Source organism: Marinobacter sediminum (assembly GCF_023657445.1).
GTDB classification, from domain to species: Bacteria; Pseudomonadota; Gammaproteobacteria; order Pseudomonadales; family Oleiphilaceae; genus Marinobacter; species Marinobacter sediminum_A.
Window position 1 is genome coordinate 2,569,511 of sequence record NZ_JAGTWY010000001.1, and the last position, 24,892, is coordinate 2,594,402.

21 protein-coding genes and 1 pseudogene are annotated in these 24,892 nt (G+C 56.1%); 14 read left to right on the forward strand and 8 right to left on the reverse strand.

The annotated features are described in order from the left end of the window. Positions 1-10 precede the first annotated feature (10 nt). Positions 11-2,674: a pyruvate dehydrogenase (acetyl-transferring), homodimeric type gene (gene aceE, locus KFJ24_RS12220; protein ID WP_250831376.1), complete on the reverse strand. Its 2,664-nt coding sequence runs from the start codon at positions 2,672-2,674 to the stop codon at positions 11-13. Between the two features lie 660 nt (positions 2,675-3,334). Here aceE and KFJ24_RS12225 point away from each other — a divergent pair. Further along, positions 3,335-4,699, forward strand: coding sequence for a KamA family radical SAM protein (locus tag KFJ24_RS12225; RefSeq protein ID WP_250831377.1), 1,365 nt, complete (start codon positions 3,335-3,337; stop codon positions 4,697-4,699). Positions 4,700-4,751: 52 nt separating this feature from the next. Here the strand turns inward: KFJ24_RS12225 and paaY are convergent, their stop codons facing one another. Continuing rightward, on the reverse strand, positions 4,752-5,348 hold the full coding sequence (gene paaY / locus KFJ24_RS12230; protein WP_250831378.1) for a phenylacetic acid degradation protein PaaY: 597 nt from the start codon (positions 5,346-5,348) through the stop codon (positions 4,752-4,754). 379 nt (positions 5,349-5,727) lie between these two features. On the opposite strand from paaY, the gene paaF reads away from it, so the two are divergent. The 12 genes from paaF (at position 5,728) to paaZ (ending at position 18,082) form a co-directional block, all read left to right on the forward strand. Next, a complete protein-coding gene (paaF, locus tag KFJ24_RS12235) occupies positions 5,728-6,501 on the forward strand; it encodes a 2,3-dehydroadipyl-CoA hydratase PaaF (RefSeq protein ID WP_250831379.1) in 774 nt (257 codons plus the stop codon). 45 nt (positions 6,502-6,546) lie between these two features. Next, the gene (paaG, locus tag KFJ24_RS12240; RefSeq protein ID WP_250831380.1) at positions 6,547-7,338 is read left to right on the forward strand and encodes a 2-(1,2-epoxy-1,2-dihydrophenyl)acetyl-CoA isomerase PaaG; all 792 of its coding nucleotides are present in this window, start codon (positions 6,547-6,549) and stop codon (positions 7,336-7,338) included. Positions 7,339-7,341: 3 nt separating this feature from the next. Further along, positions 7,342-8,862: a 3-hydroxyacyl-CoA dehydrogenase PaaH gene (paaH, locus tag KFJ24_RS12245; RefSeq protein ID WP_250831381.1), complete on the forward strand. Its 1,521-nt coding sequence runs from the start codon at positions 7,342-7,344 to the stop codon at positions 8,860-8,862. Further along, on the forward strand, positions 8,859-9,305 hold the full coding sequence (gene paaI / locus KFJ24_RS12250; RefSeq protein ID WP_250831382.1) for a hydroxyphenylacetyl-CoA thioesterase PaaI: 447 nt from the start codon (positions 8,859-8,861) through the stop codon (positions 9,303-9,305). Before paaH ends, paaI begins: the two co-directional genes overlap by 4 nt. After that, entirely contained in the window at positions 9,302-10,549 is a 1,248-nt protein-coding gene (gene pcaF, locus KFJ24_RS12255) for a 3-oxoadipyl-CoA thiolase (RefSeq protein WP_434968009.1), read from the forward strand. Before paaI ends, pcaF begins: the two co-directional genes overlap by 4 nt. 52 nt (positions 10,550-10,601) lie before the next feature. Continuing rightward, positions 10,602-11,912, forward strand: coding sequence for a phenylacetate--CoA ligase PaaK (gene paaK, locus KFJ24_RS12260; RefSeq protein WP_250831383.1), 1,311 nt, complete (start codon positions 10,602-10,604; stop codon positions 11,910-11,912). Between the two features lie 312 nt (positions 11,913-12,224). Then, positions 12,225-13,217, forward strand: coding sequence for a 1,2-phenylacetyl-CoA epoxidase subunit PaaA (gene paaA / locus KFJ24_RS12265; RefSeq protein ID WP_250831384.1), 993 nt, complete (start codon positions 12,225-12,227; stop codon positions 13,215-13,217). Between the two features lie 17 nt (positions 13,218-13,234). Beyond that, entirely contained in the window at positions 13,235-13,516 is a 282-nt protein-coding gene (gene paaB, locus KFJ24_RS12270) for a 1,2-phenylacetyl-CoA epoxidase subunit PaaB (protein ID WP_088827364.1), read from the forward strand. A 13-nt stretch (positions 13,517-13,529) separates the two neighbouring features. Continuing rightward, entirely contained in the window at positions 13,530-14,294 is a 765-nt protein-coding gene (gene paaC / locus KFJ24_RS12275; RefSeq protein WP_250831385.1) for a 1,2-phenylacetyl-CoA epoxidase subunit PaaC, read from the forward strand. Beyond that, a complete protein-coding gene (gene paaD / locus KFJ24_RS12280; RefSeq protein WP_250831386.1) occupies positions 14,278-14,847 on the forward strand; it encodes a 1,2-phenylacetyl-CoA epoxidase subunit PaaD in 570 nt (189 codons plus the stop codon). Before paaC ends, paaD begins: the two co-directional genes overlap by 17 nt. A gap of 13 nt (positions 14,848-14,860) precedes the next feature. Continuing rightward, positions 14,861-15,940, forward strand: coding sequence for a 1,2-phenylacetyl-CoA epoxidase subunit PaaE (paaE, locus tag KFJ24_RS12285; protein WP_250831387.1), 1,080 nt, complete (start codon positions 14,861-14,863; stop codon positions 15,938-15,940). Between the two features lie 96 nt (positions 15,941-16,036). Next, on the forward strand, positions 16,037-18,082 hold the full coding sequence (paaZ, locus tag KFJ24_RS12290) for a phenylacetic acid degradation bifunctional protein PaaZ (protein ID WP_250831388.1): 2,046 nt from the start codon (positions 16,037-16,039) through the stop codon (positions 18,080-18,082). Positions 18,083-18,203: 121 nt separating this feature from the next. Here the strand turns inward: paaZ and KFJ24_RS12295 are convergent, their stop codons facing one another. From KFJ24_RS12295 to KFJ24_RS12320, 6 genes and pseudogenes are all read right to left on the reverse strand, one after another. Next, entirely contained in the window at positions 18,204-18,908 is a 705-nt protein-coding gene (locus tag KFJ24_RS12295) for an ABC transporter ATP-binding protein (protein ID WP_250832634.1), read from the reverse strand. A 210-nt stretch (positions 18,909-19,118) separates the two neighbouring features. Continuing rightward, positions 19,119-19,568 (reverse strand): annotated as a pseudogene (locus tag KFJ24_RS12300) (hemerythrin domain-containing protein); the annotation flags it as partial. 17 nt (positions 19,569-19,585) lie between these two features. After that, on the reverse strand, positions 19,586-20,344 hold the full coding sequence (locus tag KFJ24_RS12305) for an ABC transporter ATP-binding protein (protein ID WP_250831389.1): 759 nt from the start codon (positions 20,342-20,344) through the stop codon (positions 19,586-19,588). Further along, a complete protein-coding gene (locus KFJ24_RS12310; RefSeq protein WP_250831390.1) occupies positions 20,341-21,348 on the reverse strand; it encodes a branched-chain amino acid ABC transporter permease in 1,008 nt (335 codons plus the stop codon). The genes KFJ24_RS12305 and KFJ24_RS12310 overlap by 4 nt, the downstream gene beginning before the upstream one ends. After that, entirely contained in the window at positions 21,348-22,223 is an 876-nt protein-coding gene (locus KFJ24_RS12315; RefSeq protein ID WP_250831391.1) for a branched-chain amino acid ABC transporter permease, read from the reverse strand. Before KFJ24_RS12315 ends, KFJ24_RS12310 begins: the two co-directional genes overlap by 1 nt. Positions 22,224-22,312: 89 nt before the next feature. Next, positions 22,313-23,470, reverse strand: coding sequence for an ABC transporter substrate-binding protein (locus KFJ24_RS12320; protein ID WP_250831392.1), 1,158 nt, complete (start codon positions 23,468-23,470; stop codon positions 22,313-22,315). A 406-nt stretch (positions 23,471-23,876) separates the two neighbouring features. On the opposite strand from KFJ24_RS12320, the gene paaX reads away from it, so the two are divergent. Continuing rightward, a complete protein-coding gene (paaX, locus tag KFJ24_RS12325; RefSeq protein WP_250831393.1) occupies positions 23,877-24,848 on the forward strand; it encodes a phenylacetic acid degradation operon negative regulatory protein PaaX in 972 nt (323 codons plus the stop codon). The last annotated feature ends 44 nt before the right edge of the window (positions 24,849-24,892 follow it).

Genomic DNA, 24,892 nt, shown 5'->3' on the forward strand with positions numbered 1-24,892 from the left:
GGCGGTCTCCTTAGCTCAGCACCGGGTTCGTTTTGTTGCGATCGATTCCGTACTTGCGCATGGCTTCGAGAACCACATCGTTCTTCACCTCACCGTCCTGGGCCAGGGCTGACAGCGCCGAAACTGTTACGTAGTAACGGTCCACTTCAAAGAAGCTGCGCAGCTTTTCCCGGGTGTCACTGCGGCCGAAGCCATCGGTACCCAGAGTCAGGTAGGTTTTGGGGATGAACGCCCGGAGCTGTTCGGAGTGCAGCTTAATGTAATCCGTGGAAGACACCACCGGTCCGGCATGCGACTCCAGGCACTGGGTCACATAGGCCTTCTTGGGCTTGTCATCCGGATGCAGGCGATTCCAGCGCTCCACATGCTGGCCTTCACGGGCAAGCTCGTTGAAGCTGGTCACGCTCCACACGTCGGAGGCAACACCCCAGTCGTCCTTCAGCATCTGTGCCGCTGCGCGCACCTCATTCAGGATGGCGCCAGCACCAAGCAGCTGAACCCGCGGCGTTTTCTTGCGGCCCTTGGTTTCGGCAGATTCGAACAGGTACATACCCTTGATGATGCCGTCTTCGCAATCCTTGGGCATCGCTGGCTGTTCGTAGTTCTCATTCTCGATGGTCAGGTAATAGAAGACGTTCTTGTTGTCCTCGAACATCTCTTTCATGCCCTTGCGAAGCACAACGGCCATTTCGTAGCCGTAAGCCGGATCATAGGCCTTACAGTTTGGAATGGTGTTGGCCAGAACATGACTATGGCCGTCCTGGTGCTGCAAACCTTCACCATTCAGTGTGGTCCGGCCAGCGGTTCCGCCGATCAGGAAGCCACGAGCCTGAATGTCACCGGAGGCCCATGCCAGATCGCCAACCCGCTGGAAGCCGAACATGGAGTAGAAGATATAGAACGGGATCAGCGGGAAGTTATTGGTGCTGTATGACGTTGCTGCTGCCATCCAGGCCGCCATGGAGCCGTCTTCGTTGATACCTTCCTCAAGGATCTGGCCTTTCTTGTCTTCCCGGTAGTACATGATCTGGTCACGGTCTTCCGGTACATACTTCTGACCCTCCGCCGTATAGATGCCGAGTTGACGGAACATACCTTCCATGCCGAAGGTGCGGGCTTCGTCCGGCACGATCGGTACAACGCGCTTTCCAATGCGCTTGTCTTTGGTCAGGGCCGTCAGGATACGGACAAAGGCCATGGTGGTAGAGATCTTCCGATCACCGGAACCCTCAAGCACCGCCTTGAAGATATCGAGGTCGGGAATCTGCAGCGGCTGGCAATCCTTGCGGCGCTTGGGATAGAAGCCACCCAGTTCCTGGCGACGCTTCTTCATATAGACAATTTCCGGACTATCCGGCGCGGGCCGGTAATAAGGAACGTCTTTGAGCTCATCGTCCTTCAGCGGCACTGCAAAACGGTCGCGGAACGACTTCAGCTGCTCGATATCCAGCTTCTTCAGGGAGTGCGCTGTGTTCTGGGCCTCGCCAGCTTCACCAAATCCGTAGCCCTTGATGGTATGAGCCAGGATAACTGTCGGTCGGCCACTGTTATTGTGGACGGCGTGATGGAAGGCCGCGTAAATCTTGTACGGATCATGCCCGCCACGGTTGAGCATGTTGATGTCGTCATCCGAAAGGTTCTCAACCAGCTTCGCAACTTCCGGATACCGTCCAAAGAAGTGTTTACGCGTGTAGGCAGGACCATTGCTCTTGAAGTTCTGCAGCTCTCCGTCACAGACTTCGTCCATAACGTGCTGCATTTTCCCTTCCTTGTCCTTCTCGAACAGGGGATCCCAGTGGCGACCCCAGACGACTTTCAGCACGTTCCAGCCGGCGCCACGGAAGACGCCCTCAAGCTCCTGAATGATCTTGCCGTTGCCGCGCACAGGGCCGTCCAGGCGCTGCAGGTTGCAGTTAACAACAAAGATAAGGTTGCTGAGATTTTCCCGGCCCGCCATGGAAATGGAGCCCAGAGTTTCCGGCTCGTCAGTTTCGCCGTCACCAACAAAACACCAGACTTTACGGTCACCCATTTCGATGAGTTCCCGGCTGTCCAGGTACTTCATGACATGAGCCTGGTATATCGCCTGGATTGGACCAAGCCCCATGGAAACGGTCGGGAACTGCCAGTAATCAGGCATCAGCCAGGGGTGTGGGTATGAAGACAGGCCTGTGCCATCCACTTCCTCCCGGTATTTGTCCAGATCCTTTTCGTCGAAACGGCCTTCCAGGAAGGAACGGGCATAAATGCCCGGAGAAGAATGCCCCTGAAAATAAATAAGATCGGATTCGCGTTTTTCGTCGCCGCCATGGAAAAAGTAGTTGAAGCCCACGTCATACAGCGTTGCTGCGGACGAGAACGATGAAACATGCCCACCCAGATCTCCGGGCCTTTGGTTGGCGCGCATGACCATGGCCATGGCATTCCAGCGGATCAGGGAGCGAATCCGGCGCTCCATAAACAGGTCACCAGGCATGGGTGCCTGCTGGGCAACAGGAATACTGTTCCGGAAAGGCGTGGTTATGGAATAAGGCAGCTCGGTGCCATCGCGACTGGCTCGCTCGGAGAGCCTTTCAAGTATGTACTTGGCCCGGTCTACGCCTTCCTGCTCGATCAGAGACTCTAGCGCATCCAGCCATTCACTGGTTTCAATGGGATCATCATCCTGGTACATCAAACCCTCCCCCTGGCATCAAAAATACAGCGCGGGCCGCGATCAGCAGCCGGGCGCGTTGCGGTGTTGTTAAGCTGCGATGGATTGCAGAGTATTGTTATGGGTGCATCAACCTGATATCTGCTCCGCAGGACAGTGCGCAGAACCTCCATCAAGCATAGAACAGCTTTCACACTTTTCCTGCCCGATCGCCCTGTGAAAAAAGGCTTCTGGCCCCGAACCGGTCGGCGCTGCGGTGGACTGCCCGGAAAATCTCGCGCTCGACACGTAGTGTTTTTACTACATTTCGTCCTGAAAATTCAATCAAACAGACAAATCAATCCATTTGGAAGGAATCCTTGCGATTACTTACGCAAGAATGACCGTTTTCAGACCACCAAACAACCACATTCAGACCAATGTCGTAGTATTCTTACCTGCAAAAAATTAATTCATACACTAAAAATAAAAAATACTCATCTTCACCCTATTTTCAGTGTATTTCGCCACTTTTAAATGCTTTTAGCCTCCTTTAATAAAGCAGACACGGGCTCAAACCCCGGATAATTAATTAGACCTGAAAACAAACATCATTTTATGTATACTCGCTTGCCCGTTTTTTAACCAACGGAGATGGCAACCCATTTCCTGTCTTTTGGCCACAAACACAGAGGGCGATCTATGAACTCCATAGTCACCTTTCCGAACCGGATCCCCACCACCGAGTTCGAGGAGCGTCGCTTCAAGGTCTATACGGACCGCCAGCTCGACAAGATCGAGGTGATCCAGAACCTTCCGGCAGAAACCCTGTTCGAAATGAAGGTTGTTGCGAGCGTATTACCCTTCCGGGTCAATGAATACGTAATCAATGAGCTTATCAACTGGGACAAGGTGCCCAACGACCCGATTTATCAACTCGTCTTCCCCCAAAAGGGGATGCTGAAAGACGAGCATTACGAGCGCATGGCAAAGCTGCACCAGGATGGGGCCGACAAGAAAGAGATCCAGGCGGTTGCCAAGGAAATCCGTGACGAACTGAACCCCCATCCGGCCGGACAGATGGAAATGAACATGCCGGAACTGGAAGGTGAAGTCCTGGACGGCGTTCAGCATAAGTACCGCGAGACCGTGTTGTTCTTCCCGGCCCAGGGCCAGACCTGTCACTCCTACTGCACTTTCTGTTTCCGCTGGGCGCAGTTTGTCGGTGACAAAGACCTTAAGATGTCCAGCACCGAAGCAGAGAAGCTTCACGGCTATCTGCAGGAACACACCGAAGTGACTGACCTCCTCGTCACCGGCGGTGACCCTATGGTAATGAAAACCAAAAGCCTGGCTCAGTACCTGGAACCGTTGCTGCAGCCGGAATTTGATCATGTCCAGACCATCCGGATCGGCACCAAAGCCCTGACTTTCTGGCCCTACCGCTTTGTAACAGACAAGGACTCCGACGAACTGATTGAACTGTTCGCCAAACTGGCTGATGCGGGCAAACACGTCGCCATCATGGCCCACTACAATCACTGGCAGGAGATCACCACGGACATCGCGGAAGAAGCCATCCGCCGAATCCGTGCGACCGGGGCCGAAATCCGCGCCCAGGGGCCGCTCATCAAACATGTAAATGACGATGCTGATGCCTGGGCAAAGCTGTGGAAGAAGGAAGTGCAACTGGGCATCATCCCCTACTACATGTTTGTAGAACGGGATACTGGCGCCAAGAACTACTTTGAAGTGCCTCTTGCCGAGGCATTCCAGATCTACCGGGAAGCCATGAAGAAAGTCAGCGGTCTTGCCCGCACCGCCCGCGGCCCCTCCATGAGCGCCGGCCCCGGCAAAGTAGAAATCCAGGGCATCGCGGAGATTCAGGGTGAGAAAGTCTTCGTGCTTCGCTTCCTGCAAGGGCGCAACCCTGACTGGGTGCAGCGCCCGTTCTTTGCCAAGTACAGCGAGACAGCCACCTGGCTGCATGAGCTGGAACCAGCCTTTGGAGAGGAGAAGTTCTTCTTTGAGGACGAGTTTGAAAAAATGAAAAAGGGCGAGGCTTAACCCCTGTCTGGCCCCGGAGCCAACTCACCGGCTTCGGGGCCACAGCTTTCCGTCAGGATTGCTTATGCTTGGGCTGATAATCACTGATGTTCAGCCGCGGGCGGTCCGAATCAGCCTCTGCAAGAGGCGCGCACTCCTCGACCGTCTCAAGACAGCGTGTGGTAAGCCGCTGGTACTCCTCGGTCCCTTTTCGCTTCCATGCTATTTCCTTGTCACTGAGCGCTCGCAGAACCTTGGCGGGAGATCCGACGATCAGTGAGCCGGGTTCGCAGGAAAACCCTGCTTTCACAAAAGCACAGGCTCCTACAATGGACCGGGGTGCGATCACCGCCTCATCCATCACCACCGCATTCATTCCAACCATGGCGTCCTCACCGACCGTGCATCCGTGAAGGATCGCACCATGCCCCACATGACCGTTTTTTTCGACCACCACATCCTTGCCCGGAAACGCATGCGTAACGCAGGTGTCCTGAATGTTTGCCCCTTCCTTTAATACGATGCGACCAAAGTCACCCCGCAGCGAGGCTGCCGGACCCACATAGCAACTCGGCCCCACCCAAACATCGCCAATCAGAATCGCAGACGGATGAACGTAAGCCGACGGATGAACAACGGGCCTGACCCCTTCGATACTGTAACTGGGCATTTTCTCTCTCCTTCTTCTGGATTGTGCCGGGTAAACAATCACAAATCCTGATTCACTTTACGGATCACTTTATAGTTTTCCGGAGTATTTTTCACAGCACCAAGGGGCATAAAACCTTCTTTAGATACGTCAATTCGAGCTAAAAAACAGCCGGCAACCATTTTTTTCCCTTAACTATCAGATACTAAAGAAATTTCCGCGCCGGGCAGGCAAATGTGATACAAAAGTCAGACTTTAGACTCCTTGACGAGTATCAATTAAAAGATATACTTATTTTCCCAATCGGCAAGTTCATTTTTCGAACATCGCCTGGTGGTAACTCTGATTCCGAGTAGTTCAGATCTACTACCAACAAAAACAAAGTCACATCGGATTGCTTATGCCAAACAACCTGCTCGTCGACGGGCCCGCGGACGGGGTTCGCATTTTTACCCTGAATCGTCCCGATGCACTGAACGCCCTGAATACTGAGCTGCTGGGCAACTTGTCCAGAGCTCTGGATGATGCGGAGGCCGACCCCGAAACCCGCGCCGTGGTGATCACCGGGAGCCAGAAGGCATTCGCGGCCGGCGCGGATATCAATGAAATGGCCTCACGCGACCTGGTCGGTATTCTCGAAGATCCCAGAGTTGCGCACTGGCAGCGCATTGATCGATTCCCGAAACCTATCATTGCAGCGGTCAACGGCTTTGCGCTTGGCGGCGGCTGCGAACTCGCCATGCACGCAGACATTATGATTGCCGGGGCAAACGCCCGCTTCGGCCAGCCGGAAATAAATCTCGGCATCATGCCTGGGGCCGGTGGCACTCAGCGACTGGTACGCAAAGTGGGTGAAGCACTGGCCATGCACATGGCACTGACCGGCGAGCCTATCGACGCAAACCGCGCCCTTCAGGCCGGGCTTATCAGCGAAATCTGTCAGCCCGAACTGACGGTTGAAAAGGCCATCCAGATTGCACGCTCCATTGCCCGAAAAGCCCCTATTGCCGTCAAGCTCACCAAGGAATCCGTGCGCAAGGCCAATGACATGAACCTTGCTGAGGGCCTTCGCTTTGAACGACACGCCTTCACGGTGCTTGCCGGCACGGCAGACCGCCAGGAAGGTCTCGATGCGTTTCGGGAGAAGCGCAAACCCAATTTCACGGGTCGATAAATCGCGCCCTGAAGCCACCCTTAATTTTACCTATAGGACAACGCCATGACTCAGCCGAGCATTCTTCTCGAAATCGATCAGGGTGTGGCTATGCTTACCCTCAACCGCCCCGACAACCTCAACAGTTTCAATGTCGAGATGCATGAGCAGATGCGGGATGCTGTCAGCAAGGTCCGCAAAGACAGCTCTGTTCGGGTACTGGTGATTACCGGTGCCGGTCGGGGCTTCTGCGCCGGTCAGGATCTGTCTGACCGAAGCGTTGCCCCGGGCCAGGAGGCGCCTGATCTCGGCGAGTCACTGGAAAAATACTACAACCCGCTGATGCGCAGTCTGCGAGACCTGCCAATGCCCGTCCTGTGTGCCGTAAATGGCGTTGCCGCCGGCGCCGGCGCAAACATTGCGCTGGCCTGCGACATAACACTTGCCGCACGTTCCGCCAGCTTTGTGCAGGCATTCTGCAAGCTTGGCCTGGTCCCCGATTCCGGCGGCACCTGGACCTTGCCCCGGGTCGCCGGCATGGCACGAGCCAAAGGCATGGCCCTGCTGGGAGACAAGATCGGAGCCGAGCAGGCCGAGAGCTGGGGCATGATCTGGCGCTGCGTCGATAACGAGGCGCTGATGGAAGAAACCATGAAGCTGGCAAAACACTTTGCCAGCCAGCCCACCAAGGGGCTTGCCCTGATCAAGCGCGCGCTGCACGCCAGTGCCAGCAATACCTTTGAGGAGCAGCTCAACCTAGAGCGGGACCTCCAGCGCATGGCGGGTCGGTCCGAGGATTACCGCGAAGGCGTGGCAGCCTTCATGGAGAAACGCACTCCGACATTCAAGGGGAAGTAAGCGATGCAGGCACTTGATACCCAGACCACAATTGCCGTCATCGGCGCCGGTGCCATGGGCGCCGGCATTGCCCAGGTTGCCGCTCAGGCGGGTCATAAAGTCTACCTTCACGACCAGCGTGAAGGCGCGGCTGCCACCGGCCGGGACGGCGTTGCAAAACAGCTGCAGCGTCGGGTCGACAAGGGCAAGATGGAACAACAGGCTGTCGACGCCATCATTGGCCGGATTCATCCGGTCAGTGCGCTTTCCGAGCTGGCTGAGAGCGGCATGGTCATTGAGGCTATTATCGAGGACCTTGAGATCAAACGTGGACTGCTCGCTGACCTTGAGGAGCTGTGCGACAAGGCGACCATCCTTGCCACCAACACCTCGTCCATTTCTGTGACCGCCCTTGGCGCCAAACTTCGCAACCCGGAACGCCTGGTCGGAATGCACTTCTTCAATCCGGCTCCGTTGATGGCGCTGGTTGAAGTTGTCAAAGGGCTGGCAACCGATAACGCCGTTGCCGAAACCGTGCACGCCACCGCAACAAACTGGGGCAAGAAGCCGGTATTCGCAACCTCCACGCCGGGCTTTATTGTTAACCGGGTCGCCCGGCCCTTCTATGCCGAGAGCCTGCGACTGCTTCAGGAACAGGCCACCGACGCGGCGACGCTGGATGCCGTCCTCCGGGAAGCCGGTAATTTCCGGATGGGGCCCTTTGAACTGACTGATCTCATCGGTCATGACGTCAACTACGCGGTAACGAATTCAGTATTCAATTCCTATTATCAGGACACCCGCTTTCTGCCGTCACTGATTCAGAAAGAACTGGTTGAGGCCGGACGCCTTGGCCGCAAGAGTGGCCAGGGTTTCTACAGCTATGCCGAAGGCAGCCAACGCCCCGAGCCCAAAACAGAGCCTGCGTGCCAGAGCGACGACAATCAGCTGATTGTCGAAGGCGAGATGGGGCCAGCCGCAGCATTGGTTGATCGCTTCCGCGAGGCCGGCCTTGAAATCATTGAAAGAGCCGGCCCCGGTCAGCTCCGGTTCGGCGAGGCTGTACTGGCCCTCACCGATGGCTGCATGGCTACCGAGCGCGCCCGCTCGGAAGGCGCATATAACCTGGTGCTGTTTGACCTTGCTTTTGATTTCAGCAAGGCAACACGACTTGCGGTATCCGTCGCTGACCAGGCGTCCGACAAGGCAGTTTCCGATGCCTGTGCTTTACTGCAAAAAGCAGGCATTGCTGTGAGCCTGATTGAAGACCGACCCGGTCTGGTGGTTATGCGCACCGTTGCCATGCTCGCCAACGAAGCCGCCGACGCAGCACTGCATGGCGTGGCTACCAAGGCCGATATCGACCTGGCCATGAAAGCCGGGCTGAATTATCCAGAGGGCCCGCTGAGCTGGAGCGACCGGCTCGGTAACGGCCGGGTATTCCAGGTACTGAAAAATATTCAGGGCAGCTACGAAGAGGACCGTTATCGCCCGGCCCTGCTGCTCCGGAAAAACCATTATGCCGAGAAGGGGTTTTACGCATGACGGACACCAACCCGCAAAAACTCGCGGAACAGTGCGCCGAGGCAATGTTTGCCCGCGACCAGGCAAGCCAGAAGCTGGGCATGGAGATCGTTTCGGTCGCCCCCGGCAAAGCGGTACTGACCATGACCGTATCCGAGGACATGATCCAGGGACACGGTTCTTGCCATGGTGGCTATCTTTTCACACTTGCCGATTCTGCGTTCGCCTTCAGCTGCAACTCCTACGACAAGGCCACGGTTGCATCAGGCTGCAGCATTGACTACATGGCCGGTGCAAAAGCAGGGGACGTGCTGACTGCAACAGCCGAGGAACAATCCCGCGGCGGCAGGACCGGCGTCTACGACGTTACCATAACCAATCAGGATGGCCGCACTGTGGCCCTGTTCAGGGGCAAGTCCTACCAGGTCCGCGGCCCTGTCATTAATTCGGAGGAAAATACATGAGTGCAGGTAACCGTTTGCAAGACGCCTACATTGTCGATGCAATCCGCACGCCCGTTGGCCGTTATGGCGGAGCACTGTCCGCTGTGCGGGCAGATGATCTCGGCGCCATCCCGATGAAGGCACTGATGGAGCGTCACCCGGATCTCGACTGGTCGAAGATCGACGATGTTCTGTACGGCTGCGCCAACCAGGCCGGCGAAGACAATCGGGATGTGGCCCGGATGTCACTTCTGCTGGCAGGCCTTCCGGTGGACGTTCCCGGCAGCACCATCAACCGCCTTTGTGGCTCCGGCATGGATGCAGTTGGCAGCGCCGCTCGGGCTATCCGTACCGGCGAAACCAGCCTGATGCTTGCGGGCGGCGTCGAATCCATGTCGCGTGCGCCCTTCGTGATGGGCAAATCCGAAAGCCCATTCAGCCGCAAGGCGGAGATTTTTGACACCACCATTGGCTGGCGTTTCGTCAACCCGGTACTGAAAAAGCAATACGGTATCGACTCCATGCCCGAGACGGCCGAAAACGTTGCGGCGGACTTTGGTATATCACGAGAAGATCAGGACGCATTTGCCTTGCGCAGCCAGCAACGGACCGCCGCCGCCCAGGCCGCCGGTCGCTTTGCCAATGAGATCACCCCGGTCTCTGTGCCACGCCGCAAACAGGATCCGCTGGTCGTCGATACCGATGAGCATCCTCGGGAAACCAGTCTGGAAAAGCTGGCCTCGCTGCCAACACCTTTCCGTGAGAATGGGACCGTGACTGCAGGTAATGCCTCCGGCGTCAATGACGGTGCCTGCGCACTGCTGCTGGCCAACGCAGACGCGATGACCCAATACAACCTTAAGCCCCGGGCACGGGTAGTTGCCATGTCCACGGCAGGGGTCGAACCCCGCATCATGGGCTTCGGCCCGGCACCAGCAGCCCGCAAGGTACTGAAAACCGCGGGACTGGAACTGGGTGATATGGATGTGATCGAGCTGAATGAGGCGTTCGCGGCGCAGGCACTGGCAGTCACACGCGACCTGGGGCTGCCGGACGATGCGGAGCACGTCAACCCGAACGGCGGCGCTATCGCACTTGGTCATCCTCTGGGCATGAGTGGCGCCCGCCTGATCACAACTGCATTGAATGAGCTCGAGCGTCGCCACAACGAAGGCCAAAAGGCCCGTTATGCACTGTGTACCATGTGCATCGGCGTTGGACAGGGTATCGCACTGATTATTGAGCGGGTGGACAGCGCTGTCTGAACGAACAGTGGCAACGCCCCCGTCAAGCACAAAAACAAGCAGGACACTTTTTATGAGCTTACCGTTACAGAAACTTGGCAAACTTGACCGAATGGAGACCGCCAGCATTGACGAGCTCCGCCATGAGCAGTTGCAGCGCCTGCGCTGGAGCGTGGTCCATGCATATACCAACGTGCCGTTCTATCGCAAGGCCTTTGATGACATCGGCCTGAAGCCGATGGACATCAACTCGCTCGACGATCTGGCCAAGGTGCCGTTCACAACCAAAAGCGACCTGCGGGACAACTACCCGTTTGGCATGTTTGCCACCCCAATGGACCAGGTTGTCCGCGTTCACGCCTCCAGCGGCACAACCGGCAAGCCCACCGTAGTGGGCTACACCCAGAGTGATATCGATAACTGGGCCGATATTGTTGCCCGATCCATTCGAGCCGGTGGTGGCTCCCGGGGTGACAAGGTCCACGTAGCCTACGGTTACGGCCTGTTCACTGGCGGGCTCGGAGCCCATTACGGGGCCGAGCGTCTTGGCTGTACCGTGATCCCCATGTCCGGCGGGCAGACTGAAAAGCAGGTTCAGCTGATCAGCGATTTCCAGCCGGACATCATCATGGTCACCCCGTCCTACATGCTCAATATTGCTGATGAGATGGAGCGCCAGGGAGTTGATCCCCACAAGCTGCCATTGCGCATCGGCATTTTTGGTGCTGAGCCCTGGACCAACAGTATGCGTACCGAACTGGAAGAGCGGCTTGGCATTCAGGCCCTCGATATCTACGGGCTCTCCGAAGTTATGGGGCCGGGCGTCGGTATGGAGTGCATTGAGACCAAAGACGGTCCCACCATCTGGGAAGATCACTTCTATCCGGAGATTATTGACCCCGCCACAGGTGAAGCCCTGCCCGACGGTGAATACGGTGAACTGGTTTTCACCTCACTCAGCAAGGTGGCGCTGCCTATCCTGCGCTACCGCACCCGCGACCTGACCCGTCTGTTGCCAGGGACCGCACGTCCGATGCGGCGCATCGACAAGATCACCGGCCGCAGCGATGACATGCTGATTATCCGCGGGGTCAACGTGTTCCCAAGCCAGATTGAAGAGCAGGTGCTCAAGTGTGAAGCCCTGTCACCCCACTATGAGATTGAGGTCTACAAAGAGGGCAACCTGGACTGCGTCGACATCCGGACAGAGCTCAAGCCGGAAGCGTCAGACAGCGAGGAAAACAAGGCAGCAGCAGCCAAAGAGCTGGCTCACCACATCAAATCCTATATCGGCATCAGCACCCGCATTCAGGTTGTCGAGGCAAACCGCCTGGCACGCTCTGAAGGCAAGGCGAAAAGGGTCTTTGATCGACGCAAGCAGTAAGGTCCATCAGGATCGTGGTGCAACCGGCAAGATTCCGGTTGCACCACCCTCTCCGGGCCAACCATTTAGTTTTATTTTTTGATTTGCTTATTTCCAGTTACTTTAAAAATCATACCCTGAGATCATTTTTTGCCCATATATCATATAGATGAGTAGTTTATAGCAAAGACTGACACTCGACATGACACACAAAGACAGTCCTTGATATTTATTCAGTATCATATAATATGAAACCAATCGCCCTTTAGTATTTGCTGGGGGGCATCGTGTTTACGGAACAAGAGAACAACAAGCCCGAACCGGAGGTATTGTATGTACGCCCAGCTCGTTGAAACCGGCGCAAAACGCCTTAAAACGCTGGAAGAGATGTCGCCTGAAGAGCGCACTTTCCAGGAAAAGGTAGACGCCGAAACAAAGATCGAACCCAAAAACTGGATGCCGGAAGGCTACCGGAAGACCCTCGTTCGCCAGATTTCCCAGCACGCCCATTCCGAGGTTGTCGGTATGCTGCCGGAAGGCAATTGGGTAACGCGCGCGCCAACCCTCAAGCGCAAACTGCAGCTGATGGCCAAGATCCAGGACGAAGCAGGGCACGGGCTTTATCTATACAGCGCAATGGAAACCCTCGGCGCTGACCGCGATGATGAGATCGAAAAGCTGCATCAGGGCAAGGCCAAGTACTCCAGCATCTTTAATTACCCGACGCTGAACTGGGCCGATATGGGTGCGGTCGGCTGGCTGGTCGACGGTGCTGCCATTGTGAACCAGGTTGTACTGCAGCGGACCTCTTATGGCCCCTATTCCCGCGCCATGATCCGCATCTGCAAGGAAGAGAGCTTCCACCAGCGCCAGGGCTACCAGATCCTGCTGGATATGATGCGTGAAGGTACCGACGAGCAGAAAGAAATGGTACAGGACGCGATCAACCGTCTGTGGTGGCCGGCCCTGATGATGTTCGGCCCGCACGACGACGAATCTCCCAACTCCCAGCAGTCTATGGCGTGGAAGATCAAGCGCAAGAGTAACGACGAACTGCGCCAGATGTTCATCGACCAGACCATCCCACAACTTGAATTCCTGGGATGCACTGCGCCGGATCCGGACCTGAAATGGAATGAAGAAACCGGCCACTACGAGTTCGGTGAGATCAACTGGCAGGAATTTTATGACGTTCTCAAGGGCAATGGCCCGTGTAACCGAGAGCGCATCAATACTCGCAAGAAAGCAATTGACGAAGGCGCCTGGGTTCGCGATGCGGCGGTCGCCTATGCCAAAAAACAAAAACAGCGCGCAGCAGCCGCCTGATATCGGAGGAATACAACATGTCTGAATGGCGTCTTTACGAAGTTTTCGTACGTAGCAAGCACGGTCTGAACCACAAACATGTGGGTAGCGTTCATGCCTCTGATGCTGAAATGGCCATGGAAAATGCCCGTGACCTGTACACCCGCCGTAGCGAAGGTGTGAGCATCTGGGTTGTGCCATCCGATACCATCACAGCCTCCGCGTCTGATGAGAAAGAAGTTCTGTTCGATCCATCAGAAGACAAGGTGTACCGGCACGCCTCTTTCTACAAGTTGCCCGACGAAGTCGGACACATGTAAAGGAGTGATACCGATGACACAAACAGAAGCTTTCAAGGAATACCTGCTTCGTCTGGCAGACTCCGACATGATTCTCGGACAGCGTCTCAGCGAGCTATGCGGCAAGGCACCGGCGATTGAGGAAGAGATGGCGCTGATGAACGTCGCGCTTGATCTCGTTGGCCAGGCGCGCAACTGGTACGAGTATGCGGCCGAGCTGATTGATGATGGCCGCGATGCCGACAAGCTGGCTTTTCGCCGGGATACCCATGACTACCGGAACCTGCTCCTCACGGAACAGCCGAATGAAGACTATGCCGTAACCATGGGCCGCCAGTTCTTTTTCGATGCCTGGCATTACTTCACCCTCAAGAGCCTGACCGAATCCAGTGACGAACGCGTTGCGGGAATCGCAGCTAAAGCTCTGAAGGAAGCCACCTATCACCTGCGTCGCTCATCGGAGTGGGTGAAGCGACTGGGCGACGGCACCGAGGAGAGCCACCGCCGCATGCAGGATGCTGTCGACATCCTGTGGCGCTTTACGGGTGAACTGACCACCCCGGACGACACCGATCGTCTGATGGCTGAGGCTGGTATTGGCCCGGATCCGGACCAGCTCAAGGCAGACTGGCGTGGTTTGGTAACTGAAGTGCTTACCCAGGCTACCCTGACGCCCGGCGCTGAAGATGCCTGGATGTACATGGGCGGCAAGCACGGCGAACACACCGAACACCTCGGTTTCATTCTGGCGGAAATGCAGTTTCTGCAGAGGGCCTATCCCGATGCCACAACATGGTGATTCAGACGCAAGGTCAGCGGTAGATATCCTCATTGCCAGTGATCGGGTGCCGGCCAACGCTCGCCCCGATCTGCTGACAGAAGAAGATATCTGGGCACTCCTTGAGGAAGTCAAAGACCCCGAAGTTCCGGCGGTAAGTGTCGTGGAACTCGGCATCGTTCGAGCGGTTCGATGGGACGGAAAAGAGTTAGCCATCGACGTCACGCCGACTTACTCTGGCTGCCCTGCTACCGAACTGATTGAAGAACTGATTGAAGAAGCCCTGCGGGCCGCAGGGTTCCGGAATCCGAAAATCAATCAGGTGCTGACCCCCGCCTGGACCACCGACTGGATTACAGACGAAGGTAAAGAGAAGCTTCGCAAATTCGGCATCGCGCCGCCTCAGGGCAGCTCCAGCAAGATGAGCCTGCTCGGCGAACCTGAAGTGATTGCCTGCCCAAACTGTGGCAGCCAGGACACTGAACGGGTAAGCGAGTTCGGATCAACCGCATGCAAAGCGCTTTATCGCTGCAAGGAATGCCTTGAGCCCTTCGACTATTTCAAATGCATCTAGAGTCGATACGATCATGAATAAATTCTACTCACTGACCCTCAAAGAGGTCAGACCTGAAACAAGAAACGCCGTATCACTGTCTTTCGATCTGCCAGACGACCTGGCGGACAAGTTTGCCTACAAGCAGGGGCAGCACCTCGTTGTCAGAACGAAAATGAACGGCGAGGAAGTGCGCCGTTCCTACTCGATCTGCACCAGCGTGAATGATCATGACCTCCGGATTGCCATCAAAAAGGTACCGGGCGGAGCCTTCTCAACATTTGCCAATGAGCAGCTCCAGCCAGGGGAAACTCTGGAAGTCATGCCGCCCCAGGGCCACTTCTCTGTGGATCTGGACCCGGAGCGTGAAGGCAACTATCTCGCGGTCGCTGCAGGTAGCGGTATCACACCGATCCTGTCCATTATCAAGACCACGCTGGAAACCGAGCCCAAGAGCGAAGTCACTTTGTTCTATGGCAACAAGGCAACAAGCAGCACGATGTTCCGGGACGAACTGCAGGACCTGAAGAACGAGTATATGTCCCGCTTCAACCTGGTCTACATCTTCACCCGGGAAGACCAGGACATCGACCTGTACAACGGGCGCATCGATAACGAAAAGTGTGATGCCCTGTTCGATCACTGGATCAACGCCAAAGAGCTGACTGCTGCTTTCATCTGTGGCCCTCAGCTGATGACCGAGACCGTTCGCGACTCGCTGACTCGCCACGGTATGGACAAGAGCAAGGTCCATTATGAGCTGTTCACTCCGGCCAATGGTGTGCCCCAGGCCCGTAAGGACCGCGCAGACACCAAGGTCGATCCTCAGTCCGTCAGTGAGGTCACAGTGATCGCCGATGGCCGTTCGCTAACCTTCCCTCTGGTACGCGACACCAGGAGCATCCTTGAGGCTGGCAACGAGGAAGGCGCAGACCTGCCCTACTCCTGCAAAGCCGGCGTCTGCTCAACCTGCCGCGCCAAGGTGGTGGAAGGCGAAGTGGAAATGGACCAGAACTTTGCGCTGGAAGACTACGAAGTCGAAGCGGGCTATGTGCTCTCCTGCCAGTGTTATCCGGTCAGCGACAAGGTGGTTCTCGACTACGACGAGATGTAAGCCATTTCCCGATAACCGAACAACATGACTCGACAAAGGCAAGTCCTGCAGCAGCAGGACTTGCCTTGGCGTTTTCAGAAACGAACGGAGTTTCCAATGTCAGTCCTTAAAAGTTTCATCGCCGGCCAATGGGTCGGCGAGCAAGCCGCCAAGGCTCTGCCCAGCGCCGTGAACGGCGAGATAGTAGCCCATACTCACGACGACACCCTGGATTTCAAAGAAGCCGTCGAATACGGCCGCAAGGTGGGTGGCAAGAACCTGATGGCGATGGATTTCCAGGAGCGCGCCCTTGCCCTGAAAGCCATGGCCATGTATCTGCAAGAACACAAGAAAGAGCTCTACGCTCTCTCGATGCACACAGGCTCCAGCAAGGGTGACAACGGCATCGATATCGATGGTGGCTTCGGCACCCTGTTCTCCTACGCCAGTATGGGCCGCCGCGAGCTGCCGTCGGGCAATGTAGTACACGAAGGTCCTGTCACCACGCTGGGCAAGAACAACCATTTTGCCGGCACCCATATTCTGGTGCCTCGTGGCGGCGTTGCTGTTCACATTGATGCCTACAACTTCCCGGTATGGGGCATGCTGGAAAAGTTCGCCCCCACCTTCCTGGCGGGCATGCCGTCTATTGTGAAGCCGGCTACCTCCACCTGCTACGTCACCGAACTGGCCGTTCGCCTGATGCAGGAATCCGGTGCCCTGCCTGAAGGCAGTCTGCAACTGATCATCGGCAGCACCGGCGACCTCTTCGACCATCTTGAAGAGCAGGACGTGGTGACCTTCACCGGCTCCGCCGCAACGGCCCGCAAACTCAAGAATCATCCGAACATCATCAACCGTTCGATTCCGTTCAACGCCGAAGCCGACTCACTGAACAGCGCCATTCTGGCACCAGACGTGACCCCCGAGAACGAAGAGTTCGATATCTTTGTGAAGGAAGTGGGCCGCGAGATGACGGCAAAAGCCGGTCAGAAATGTACCGCGATACGTCGGGTTCTGGTGCCCAAAACCCAGGTAGACGCCGTTTGCGACAAACTCAAGGAGCGGTTGTCGAAGGTTACCGTCGGTGACCCTTCCGTTGAAGGCGTTCGCATGGGCGCCCTGGCCTCCACCGACCAGCTGGAAGATGTCAAAGCCAACATTCAGGAACTGCTGAAAACCAGCGAACTGATCATCGGTGGCGACGGCAGCTTCAAGCCAACCGGCGAAGGCACTGAGAAAGGCGCGTTCATCGAGCCGCACGTGCTGCTGTGCCGGAATCCGGAAAACGGTTGTGGCGCACACGACATCGAGGCCTTTGGCCCGGTGGCAACGGTGATTCCCTACGACACCATCGAAGACGCGGTCGCTCTGTGTGCTGAAGGTCGTGGCTCACTGGTCACTACCCTGACAACACGGGACCCCGCCATTGCCGGCAGGATTGCCCCACTGCTTGCTGCTTTCCACGGACGTTTGCATCTGCTGGACGCGGAAGCGGCCAAGGAATCAACCGGCCACGGCTCTCCTCTGCCCATGCTCAAGCATGGTGGCCCGGGTCGTGCCGGTGGTGGTGAAGAGCTGGGCGGTATTCGAGCTGTTCATCATTACCTGCAGAGAACCGCTATCCAGGGCTCCCCAAGCATGCTGGCTGCGGTCACCCGCGAGTACGTACGCGGTGCCAATCTGATTGAAACCGAGGTGCATCCGTTCCGTCGCCATTTCGAGGATCTGCAGATCAACGAGTCCCTGCTGACGCATCGACGTACCGTCACCGAGGCGGACATCGTCAACTTCGGTTGTCTGTCCGGCGATCACTTCTACATGCACTTTGATGAAATCGCGGCGCGGGACTCCCAGTTCGGCAAACGCATTGCCCACGGCTACTTTGTGCTTTCCGCAGCGGCCGGCCTGTTCGTTTATCCGGGCGAAGGCCCGGTCCTGGCGAACTACGGACTGGACACCCTGCGCTTTATCGAGCCGGTCGCCCCGGGAGACACCATCCGGGCGCGCCTGACCTGCAAGCGCAAGATTGATCAGGGTCGGACATCGCCAGACGGACACCCGCAGGGTGTGGTGGTCTGGGATGTTCAGGTTCACAATCAGAACGACGAAATGGTTGCGAGCTACGATATCCTGACGCTGGTTGCCAAAAAGCCCGAGTAACACCGGGCTTTCCTGCTTTCTCCCTGTCTTGGACCCCAGGGAGAAGGTTACAGGCAAATAAAAGGGGGACAGGTTTAACGACCTGTCCCCCTTTTATTTGTGCTTTATAGCCACCGGACAATCACATACCCAGGTAAGCCTCCCGGACTTTCTCGTTGCTCAGGAGTTCCTTGCCGGTACCTTCGATCACCACCCGACCTGTTTCCAACACATAGCCGCGATCAGCCAGGGCCAGCGCCTGGGAAGCATTCTGCTCAACCAGGAAGATGGTTATGCCCTCTTCCTTCAGCTCCTTCACGATGTTGAAAATCTCTTCGATGATCAGCGGTGCGAGGCCCATGCTTGGTTCGTCAAGCAAGAGCAATCGGGGCTTGGCCATAAGCGCACGGCCCATTGCCAGCATCTGTTGCTGACCGCCAGAAAGCTCGCCCGCAAGATTGTGCCGCTTCTGGCGAAGGATCGGGAACTTGGTGTACATGCGCTCCAGGTCATCCATTACTTCCGGCGTTTTGCCACGGGTATAGGCACCCAGCAACAGGTTGTCATGGACACTCAGGTCCTTGAACACCTGCCGGCCCTCAGGCACCTGCACGATACCCCTGCCAACCCGCAGGTCCGCGCCTACCTTGGCAAGATCGTCTCCCTCGAAGGTCACGCTCCCGCGATCGACCGGCTGCAAACCTGAAATCGTCATCAGCAGCGTCGACTTGCCGGCACCGTTCGCACCCACCAGAGAGACAATCTCACCGCTGTTGATCTTGATATCAACGTCGTGGAGCACTTCGATCTGGCCATACGAGGTCACCATGCCGCTCACTGAAAGCAGCTCCTGCGCTTCGTGCGGTGCGGTTACCCGCGCCTCATGCTTCAGGCCAAGGCCGCCAAAACGTTCCGGGGTATAACTGACGATCTCGTGACGCAGCTCGCGAAACTCATCGCGAACCCGCTCACCAAAGAGTGGGTCATTTTCCACATCCTTGGCTTCGATGATCTGTTCCCAGTCTTCCTCGCTTAGCAGATCACGGGCTCTGGGGATGACAACCCCCTCTTCCTTGCGAATATGCTTGCGCAAGGATTCCGTAAATCGTGCCAGGGCGTGGCTGAATTCTTCCCGGCCCTCTGGCCACTGCTGCATGCATGTTTTCAGCAGCTGACGAAGCTCGATCACCTTTTCGTTGCCAATCACATACCCTTTCGACAGCTTCTCCAGCAAGGGTACGGATTCCGGAGATTTCTCACCAAGCAGGCGATACAGCGCAATCTCCGAAGGCTGGCTGTGCACTCGTCGGGCAAAGTGCTGAATATAATCAAAAATGGTTGTCAGTAGCTTTTCGTCCGGCTGCTGCTCATTGATGTTCATGTCGTGCAACAGCTGATCCAGAAGATCAAGAGTACGCCAGAGCGCCTGATGCTCCTTCACAATGGTGCCAATAGCCTGCTGTCCGTGTGACTGGGCAGGCGCAATTTCCGTGTGTTGCTGTGTCATTTGAATTGCCTCCTTACTCAGCCACCCAGATAGGCAGCAATAACATCCGGATTCTGACGGATTTCTGCCGGGGAGCCTTCGGCCAGTACACGGCCATAGTTGAGAACCAGAAGTCGGTCGGATATTCCCATGACCAGCTTCATATCATGCTCAACGAGCATGACCGTGGTGCCCTCATCAGCGATTTTTCGTATCAACTGCTCAAGCGCCGCCGTTTCGGTGGCATTAAGGCCTGCAGCCGGTTCATCCAGGAGTATGATCTTTGGATCAGCCGCCAGCGCCCGGGCAATTTCGAGCCGCTTGAGCGCCCCGTAGGACATGGCAGAGGCTTCGGTGTCGAGATAATCCCCACAGCCGACATAGTTCATCAACTCTGCAGCCCGTTCACGTGCCGCCGCTTCATCCCGACGCAATGCCGGCAAACGGAAAAGCGTGGTGAACAGATTACTCTTTAGCTGAAGATGACGTCCGAGCATGACGTTTTCTATTGCCGTCATGTTCATACAGATCTGCATTTGCTGGAACGTGCGGCACATTCCGCGCTCAGCCAGCTGATTGGGTTCAAGACTGGCAGTGCTCTCGCCGTTCAGCAGAATCTCACCGCTGGTCGGGGTATAGAGCCCCGTAATCAGGTTGAACAAGGTGGTCTTGCCCGCACCGTTCGGACCAATGACGGAATAGACCTGGCCGGCATCTACTGCAAAGCTGACCCCTTCAACCGCGTGGACACCACCAAAGGCCTTGTCGAGTCCTTTGACTTCAACCAATGCACTCATGCTGCACCTCCGGCCTTCTTACGCCATTTTTTGGACGCGACTGCGGTCAGGGTCGGCAACAGCCCTTTGGGCATGAAAATCATAGTCAGCATCAAAATCAGACCAAACATAACGGTTTCCACCTCCTGGAAGTCCGCCAGTACCTGAGGCAGCAACTTCAGTACCACGGCGCCAAGAATGACACCGTACGTGGACCCCATACCGCCAAGAACAACCATGGTGATCAGGACAATCGAGAACTCGAAGCTGGCAACGGCCGGGGTAATGAAACCCTGAAAATGGGCGAACAGGCTGCCCATGAGGCTGGCATAAACGGCAGAAATCACGAACACCAGGCTCTTATACTTGGCGGTATCCACACCGACCACCCGGGCCGCCACTTCCGACCCGTGCACCGAACGCAACGCACGACCGATGGGCGACTCAATCAGGTTCTGGGCGAACCACACGGCCAGCAACAGGATCACACTGGCAAAGAGATACCAGGCCGTATAGCCCTCGATTTCGATACCAAACAACGAGTACTGCCCGAACGAACTCAGCTCCCAGCCAAACAGGTCAAGAGCGGGCACAGGCATGCCGTCCGGACCACCGGTGATGGCACGTTCATTATTCAGGATGATGGCGATAATGAAACCAACCGCCAGCGTGGCCATCGAAAGATAGTGACCTTTCAGGCGCAGAATCGGACGCCCCACGATCCAGGCAATAAAGCCGACCGCAATAGCGCCAACGACCAGAGCCGGCACGGAAGACCAGCCATAAGTCCCGGTCATAATGCCGGTAAAGTAGGCCCCCAGGCCGAAAAATCCAGCATGACCCAGGCTTATCTGACCGGCAAACCCCACCAGCAGATTAAGACCAACGACAGTAGCCGCGATGATCGCCATCTGTGTCGCAAGATCATAGTGGAACGGGTTGCTGAGGAAAGCCGGAAGACAAAACAGGATAATCGCGAGAACGATCAGCCCCCGAAGACGCAACTGCATAAAACGATTCAGCATCAGACGCGCTCCACTACCTTGGCACCGAACAACCCGCGGGGCAGGAAGAAAAGCACCAGCAGGATCATGGAGAATGCAACCGCATCCTTGTAGTCAGAGGACAGATAACCTGCCGCCATGGCTTCAACCACGCCGAGCGCCAGTCCGCCAACAACCGCACCGACACCACTGCCCAGACCACCGATAGCCGCAGCAACGAAGCCCTTCAGGCCCAGAATAATGCCAATGTCATAGGAGGTGAAAGTAATAGGAGCCACCACGATACCGGCCACGGAACCAAGCAGCGCAGACACCATGAACGCCAGCATCAATACCATCTGGGTACGGATGCCAACCAATCGGGCTGCCTCCTTGTTCATTGACGTCGCCAGAATGGCCTTACCAATCAGGGTACGGGTAAAAAACAGAACCAGGGCAACCACGAGCACTGCCCCGATACCCAGAACCCAGAGGCTCTGGCTGTTCAGGACAGCACCAAAAATACGAATGGGCTCATCCGAACTGAAGTTCGCCATAACGTGGTATTCCTTTCCCCAGACCAGCTGGGCAAGGCCACGAATGAAGATAGAGGCACCAATGGTGATAATGATGAGCGTCACGACGTCGGCCTGCTTTGCCGGTGCAATCGCAAACCGTTGTAACGCAATACCCAGAACGCCGGCCAGGGCCACTGCCAGGACAACCGCCAGAATCATGGGAACACCCATGGCGGTTAGAGAAACCGTTGCCATACCACCGATCATCAAGAACTCACCCTGGGCGAAGTTGATGACGTGGCTGGCGTTATAGATGAGGGTAAATCCCAGAGCTATCAGTGCGTAGGTGGCACCAATAGTTATCCCTGTGAAGAGATACTGTAAGAATTCTGAAAACATAGCCTTGATTCCGGTCGAACACCGGCAGACTGATCACCCCTGTTCAGGAGCAATCAACCTGCCGAGAGACGAGTTGTAGAAAGGGGGGATCAGTCGATCAGTTTCCATTCCCCGTTCTGGACTTCCAGAATGCGGAAGGAATCGGCATCAAGGCCATTGTGATCGTCTGCGGACATGTTGAACTCACCAGTTACACCAACGTGGCCACTGATGTTTTCCAGAGCGTTGCGTACTGCTTCCGGATCGGTACTACCTGCCGTTTCAATAGCCTCGACTGCCAGCATCAGGCCATCATAGGCGTAGGCACCGAACGTCGAAACTTTGGAGTCCCAGCGGGCTTCGTATTCAGACTTGTACATCTGAACGACGTCTTTCTGTGGGTCAGACTCGGGCAACGAATCCGGCACCAGAAGGGAAGAAGCCGGGAGGCGCAGGCCTTCGGCCGCATCGCCAGCAAGTTCCAGGAAGCTGTCGGAGGCAACGCCATGAGACTGGTAGAACGGCAGATCAATTCCCAACTGCTTGTAGTTGCGGGTAACAATCGCCGGTCCCTGACCGAAGCCAAAGTTCAGCACAGTCTGCACACCGTCGGTGTTTCGGATATTGGTCAGCTGCGCAGTCATGTCTGTATCGGAGCCGCTATAGGTCTCATCGGCAACGATTTCAACACCCATCATCTCGGCAACTTCCAGCGTCTGAGCACGACCGGAACTGCCAAAACCACCGGTTCCTGAAATCAGACCAATTTTGGTCAGGCCACGACTTTTCATGTCGTCCAGGACACGCTCGGCGGCCATACGGTCAGTTTGCGGAGTTTTGAAAACCCATTTCTTCACCGGAGTTGTGATAACAACCGCGCCTGCGAGGGAAATGAAAGGCACGCCTGCCTGTTCAACCAGCGGAACAGCGGCCATGGTTGCCCCGGTTGTGCTTCCGCCTACGATAATATCAACACGATCAGAGCGGAGCAGACGGCTTGCAAAGTTACGGGCTGAAGAGGCATTGCCGACGTCGTCGTAGTGAATCAGTTCCAACTGACGACCCAGAACACCACCATCTTCATTAATTTTTTCAACATACATCTCGAGCGTTTTCAGCTCGGGATCACCAAGGAAAGAAGCCGGACCTGTCACTGACAGGAAAGACCCGATTTTGATTGGTTCTGCTGCCTGAGCACTCATCATCATGAGGCCGGCCGCAGCGACTACAGCGCATTTTCCTGCGCGACGCACCATTGTTTTAAGCATTGTTTTTGTTCTCCCGAGTTGTTTGGGGCCTGGTTTATCCCGCCCTCATGCCTCAAAAATAAGACAGCGACCCTATGTTTCCAGTGCACTCCTGTGTCACAAACGTCAGGCCACCTTAACCTCCCTGACCGCCCTTCACCCTGTCGTGCCAGATGAGAGAGATTCAGAGCCTTCGTCACCCGGCATCAATTCGATACCATTGACGAACATCAATTAAAGTTATTGTATCATAAATCCCGTGTCAACCTGTTTTGGCGACGTCGGGACGCACCCCATCAAGTAAAGTCGACCTTCGGCGAAGCTTCCAGTTTTGACGCGGACGCACGACGAGCTTTACCTCGACGGCCAGAACCGCATAATAGCCGTCAGGCCAATTTTTTATTTCCAAGAATCCGATACCAAAATCATGTCAGCAAAGACTCAGTTAGAGAGCCTTGTAAAAGAGTTCAAGAAAAAGCGACCCCTTCGGGCAGGCTCACTCATCATTACCGTTTATGGTGATGCGATAGCCCCCAGAGGCGGAACAGTCTGGCTCGGCAGCCTGATGAAGCTGCTCGAACCCATGGGGATCAGCCAGCGGCTGATCCGGACCTCGGTTTACAGACTGGTCCAGGAGACCTGGCTGCAAACGGAGCGCATTGGCCGGTGCAGTTACTACAGCCTGACCGGGCCAGGTCTGCGCCGCTTTCAGCAGGCATTCCAGCACGTATACAGCATCGGCAATGAAGAATGGAGCGGGAGCTGGTGTCTTGTTTTTTTGAGCCAGCTCAATCCGGAAATGAAGCAAAAAGTTCGGGAAGAGCTGAAGTGGCTCAGCTTTGGGAGCATGGCCCCCGGCGTGATGGAGCATCCCCGCTATACTCGCCACGAGTTGATTCCCATGCTGCAGGAATGGGGGGCACTTGACGACACCATCGTGATGCAGACCCAGCCCCTTGAGCAGAAAAGCCCCAGAGCGCTCCGGCTGCAGGTTCGGGAAAGCTGGAACCTGGATGAACTGGCCTACCGTTACCGTCATTTTCTGGAGCAGTTCAGACCGCTTTGGCGGGAACTGCAGTCAAATGACAACCTGACACCCCAGGAATGCCTGCTGGCAAGAATTCTGCTGATTCATGAATATCGGAAGATTCTCCTCAGGGATCCGCAACTGCCCGACGAGCTGCTTCCGGGAGACTGGGAGGGCCGAAGCGCCAAACAGCTTTGCCGCAACCTGTACCGGAAAATCTATGCCCGGGCCGAGCAGTGGCTGGATGAAAATCTTGAAAACGCTTCCGGCCCCTTGCCCAGCCCCAATGAGTCTTTTTTCAAACGCTTTGGTGGGCTAAGGGATATGCCCGGTGCCGGTAGACAAGATCGCATCGAGCCATTTGCCGGATAGCGACTCACCGCAAGAATTCAGGCCAGGCAGCAGCCTGGCTCTGC

What these genes read in the sequence shown, in the direction of transcription:
- aceE (WP_250831376.1), bottom strand. Translation starts at nt 2,674, where the DNA reads ATGTACCAGGATGATGATCCCATTGAAACCAGTGAATGGCTGGATGCG.
- KFJ24_RS12225 (WP_250831377.1), top strand. Translation starts at nt 3,335, where the DNA reads ATGAACTCCATAGTCACCTTTCCGAACCGGATCCCCACCACCGAGTTC.
- paaY (WP_250831378.1), bottom strand. Translation starts at nt 5,348, where the DNA reads ATGCCCAGTTACAGTATCGAAGGGGTCAGGCCCGTTGTTCATCCGTCG.
- paaF (WP_250831379.1), top strand. Translation starts at nt 5,728, where the DNA reads ATGCCAAACAACCTGCTCGTCGACGGGCCCGCGGACGGGGTTCGCATT.
- paaG (WP_250831380.1), top strand. Translation starts at nt 6,547, where the DNA reads ATGACTCAGCCGAGCATTCTTCTCGAAATCGATCAGGGTGTGGCTATG.
- paaH (WP_250831381.1), top strand. Translation starts at nt 7,342, where the DNA reads ATGCAGGCACTTGATACCCAGACCACAATTGCCGTCATCGGCGCCGGT.
- paaI (WP_250831382.1), top strand. Translation starts at nt 8,859, where the DNA reads ATGACGGACACCAACCCGCAAAAACTCGCGGAACAGTGCGCCGAGGCA.
- pcaF (WP_434968009.1), top strand. Translation starts at nt 9,302, where the DNA reads ATGAGTGCAGGTAACCGTTTGCAAGACGCCTACATTGTCGATGCAATC.
- paaK (WP_250831383.1), top strand. Translation starts at nt 10,602, where the DNA reads ATGAGCTTACCGTTACAGAAACTTGGCAAACTTGACCGAATGGAGACC.
- paaA (WP_250831384.1), top strand. Translation starts at nt 12,225, where the DNA reads ATGTACGCCCAGCTCGTTGAAACCGGCGCAAAACGCCTTAAAACGCTG.
- paaB (WP_088827364.1), top strand. Translation starts at nt 13,235, where the DNA reads ATGTCTGAATGGCGTCTTTACGAAGTTTTCGTACGTAGCAAGCACGGT.
- paaC (WP_250831385.1), top strand. Translation starts at nt 13,530, where the DNA reads ATGACACAAACAGAAGCTTTCAAGGAATACCTGCTTCGTCTGGCAGAC.
- paaD (WP_250831386.1), top strand. Translation starts at nt 14,278, where the DNA reads ATGCCACAACATGGTGATTCAGACGCAAGGTCAGCGGTAGATATCCTC.
- paaE (WP_250831387.1), top strand. Translation starts at nt 14,861, where the DNA reads ATGAATAAATTCTACTCACTGACCCTCAAAGAGGTCAGACCTGAAACA.
- paaZ (WP_250831388.1), top strand. Translation starts at nt 16,037, where the DNA reads ATGTCAGTCCTTAAAAGTTTCATCGCCGGCCAATGGGTCGGCGAGCAA.
- KFJ24_RS12305 (WP_250831389.1), bottom strand. Translation starts at nt 20,344, where the DNA reads ATGAGTGCATTGGTTGAAGTCAAAGGACTCGACAAGGCCTTTGGTGGT.
- KFJ24_RS12310 (WP_250831390.1), bottom strand. Translation starts at nt 21,348, where the DNA reads ATGCTGAATCGTTTTATGCAGTTGCGTCTTCGGGGGCTGATCGTTCTC.
- KFJ24_RS12315 (WP_250831391.1), bottom strand. Translation starts at nt 22,223, where the DNA reads ATGTTTTCAGAATTCTTACAGTATCTCTTCACAGGGATAACTATTGGT.
- KFJ24_RS12320 (WP_250831392.1), bottom strand. Translation starts at nt 23,470, where the DNA reads ATGCTTAAAACAATGGTGCGTCGCGCAGGAAAATGCGCTGTAGTCGCT.
- paaX (WP_250831393.1), top strand. Translation starts at nt 23,877, where the DNA reads ATGTCAGCAAAGACTCAGTTAGAGAGCCTTGTAAAAGAGTTCAAGAAA.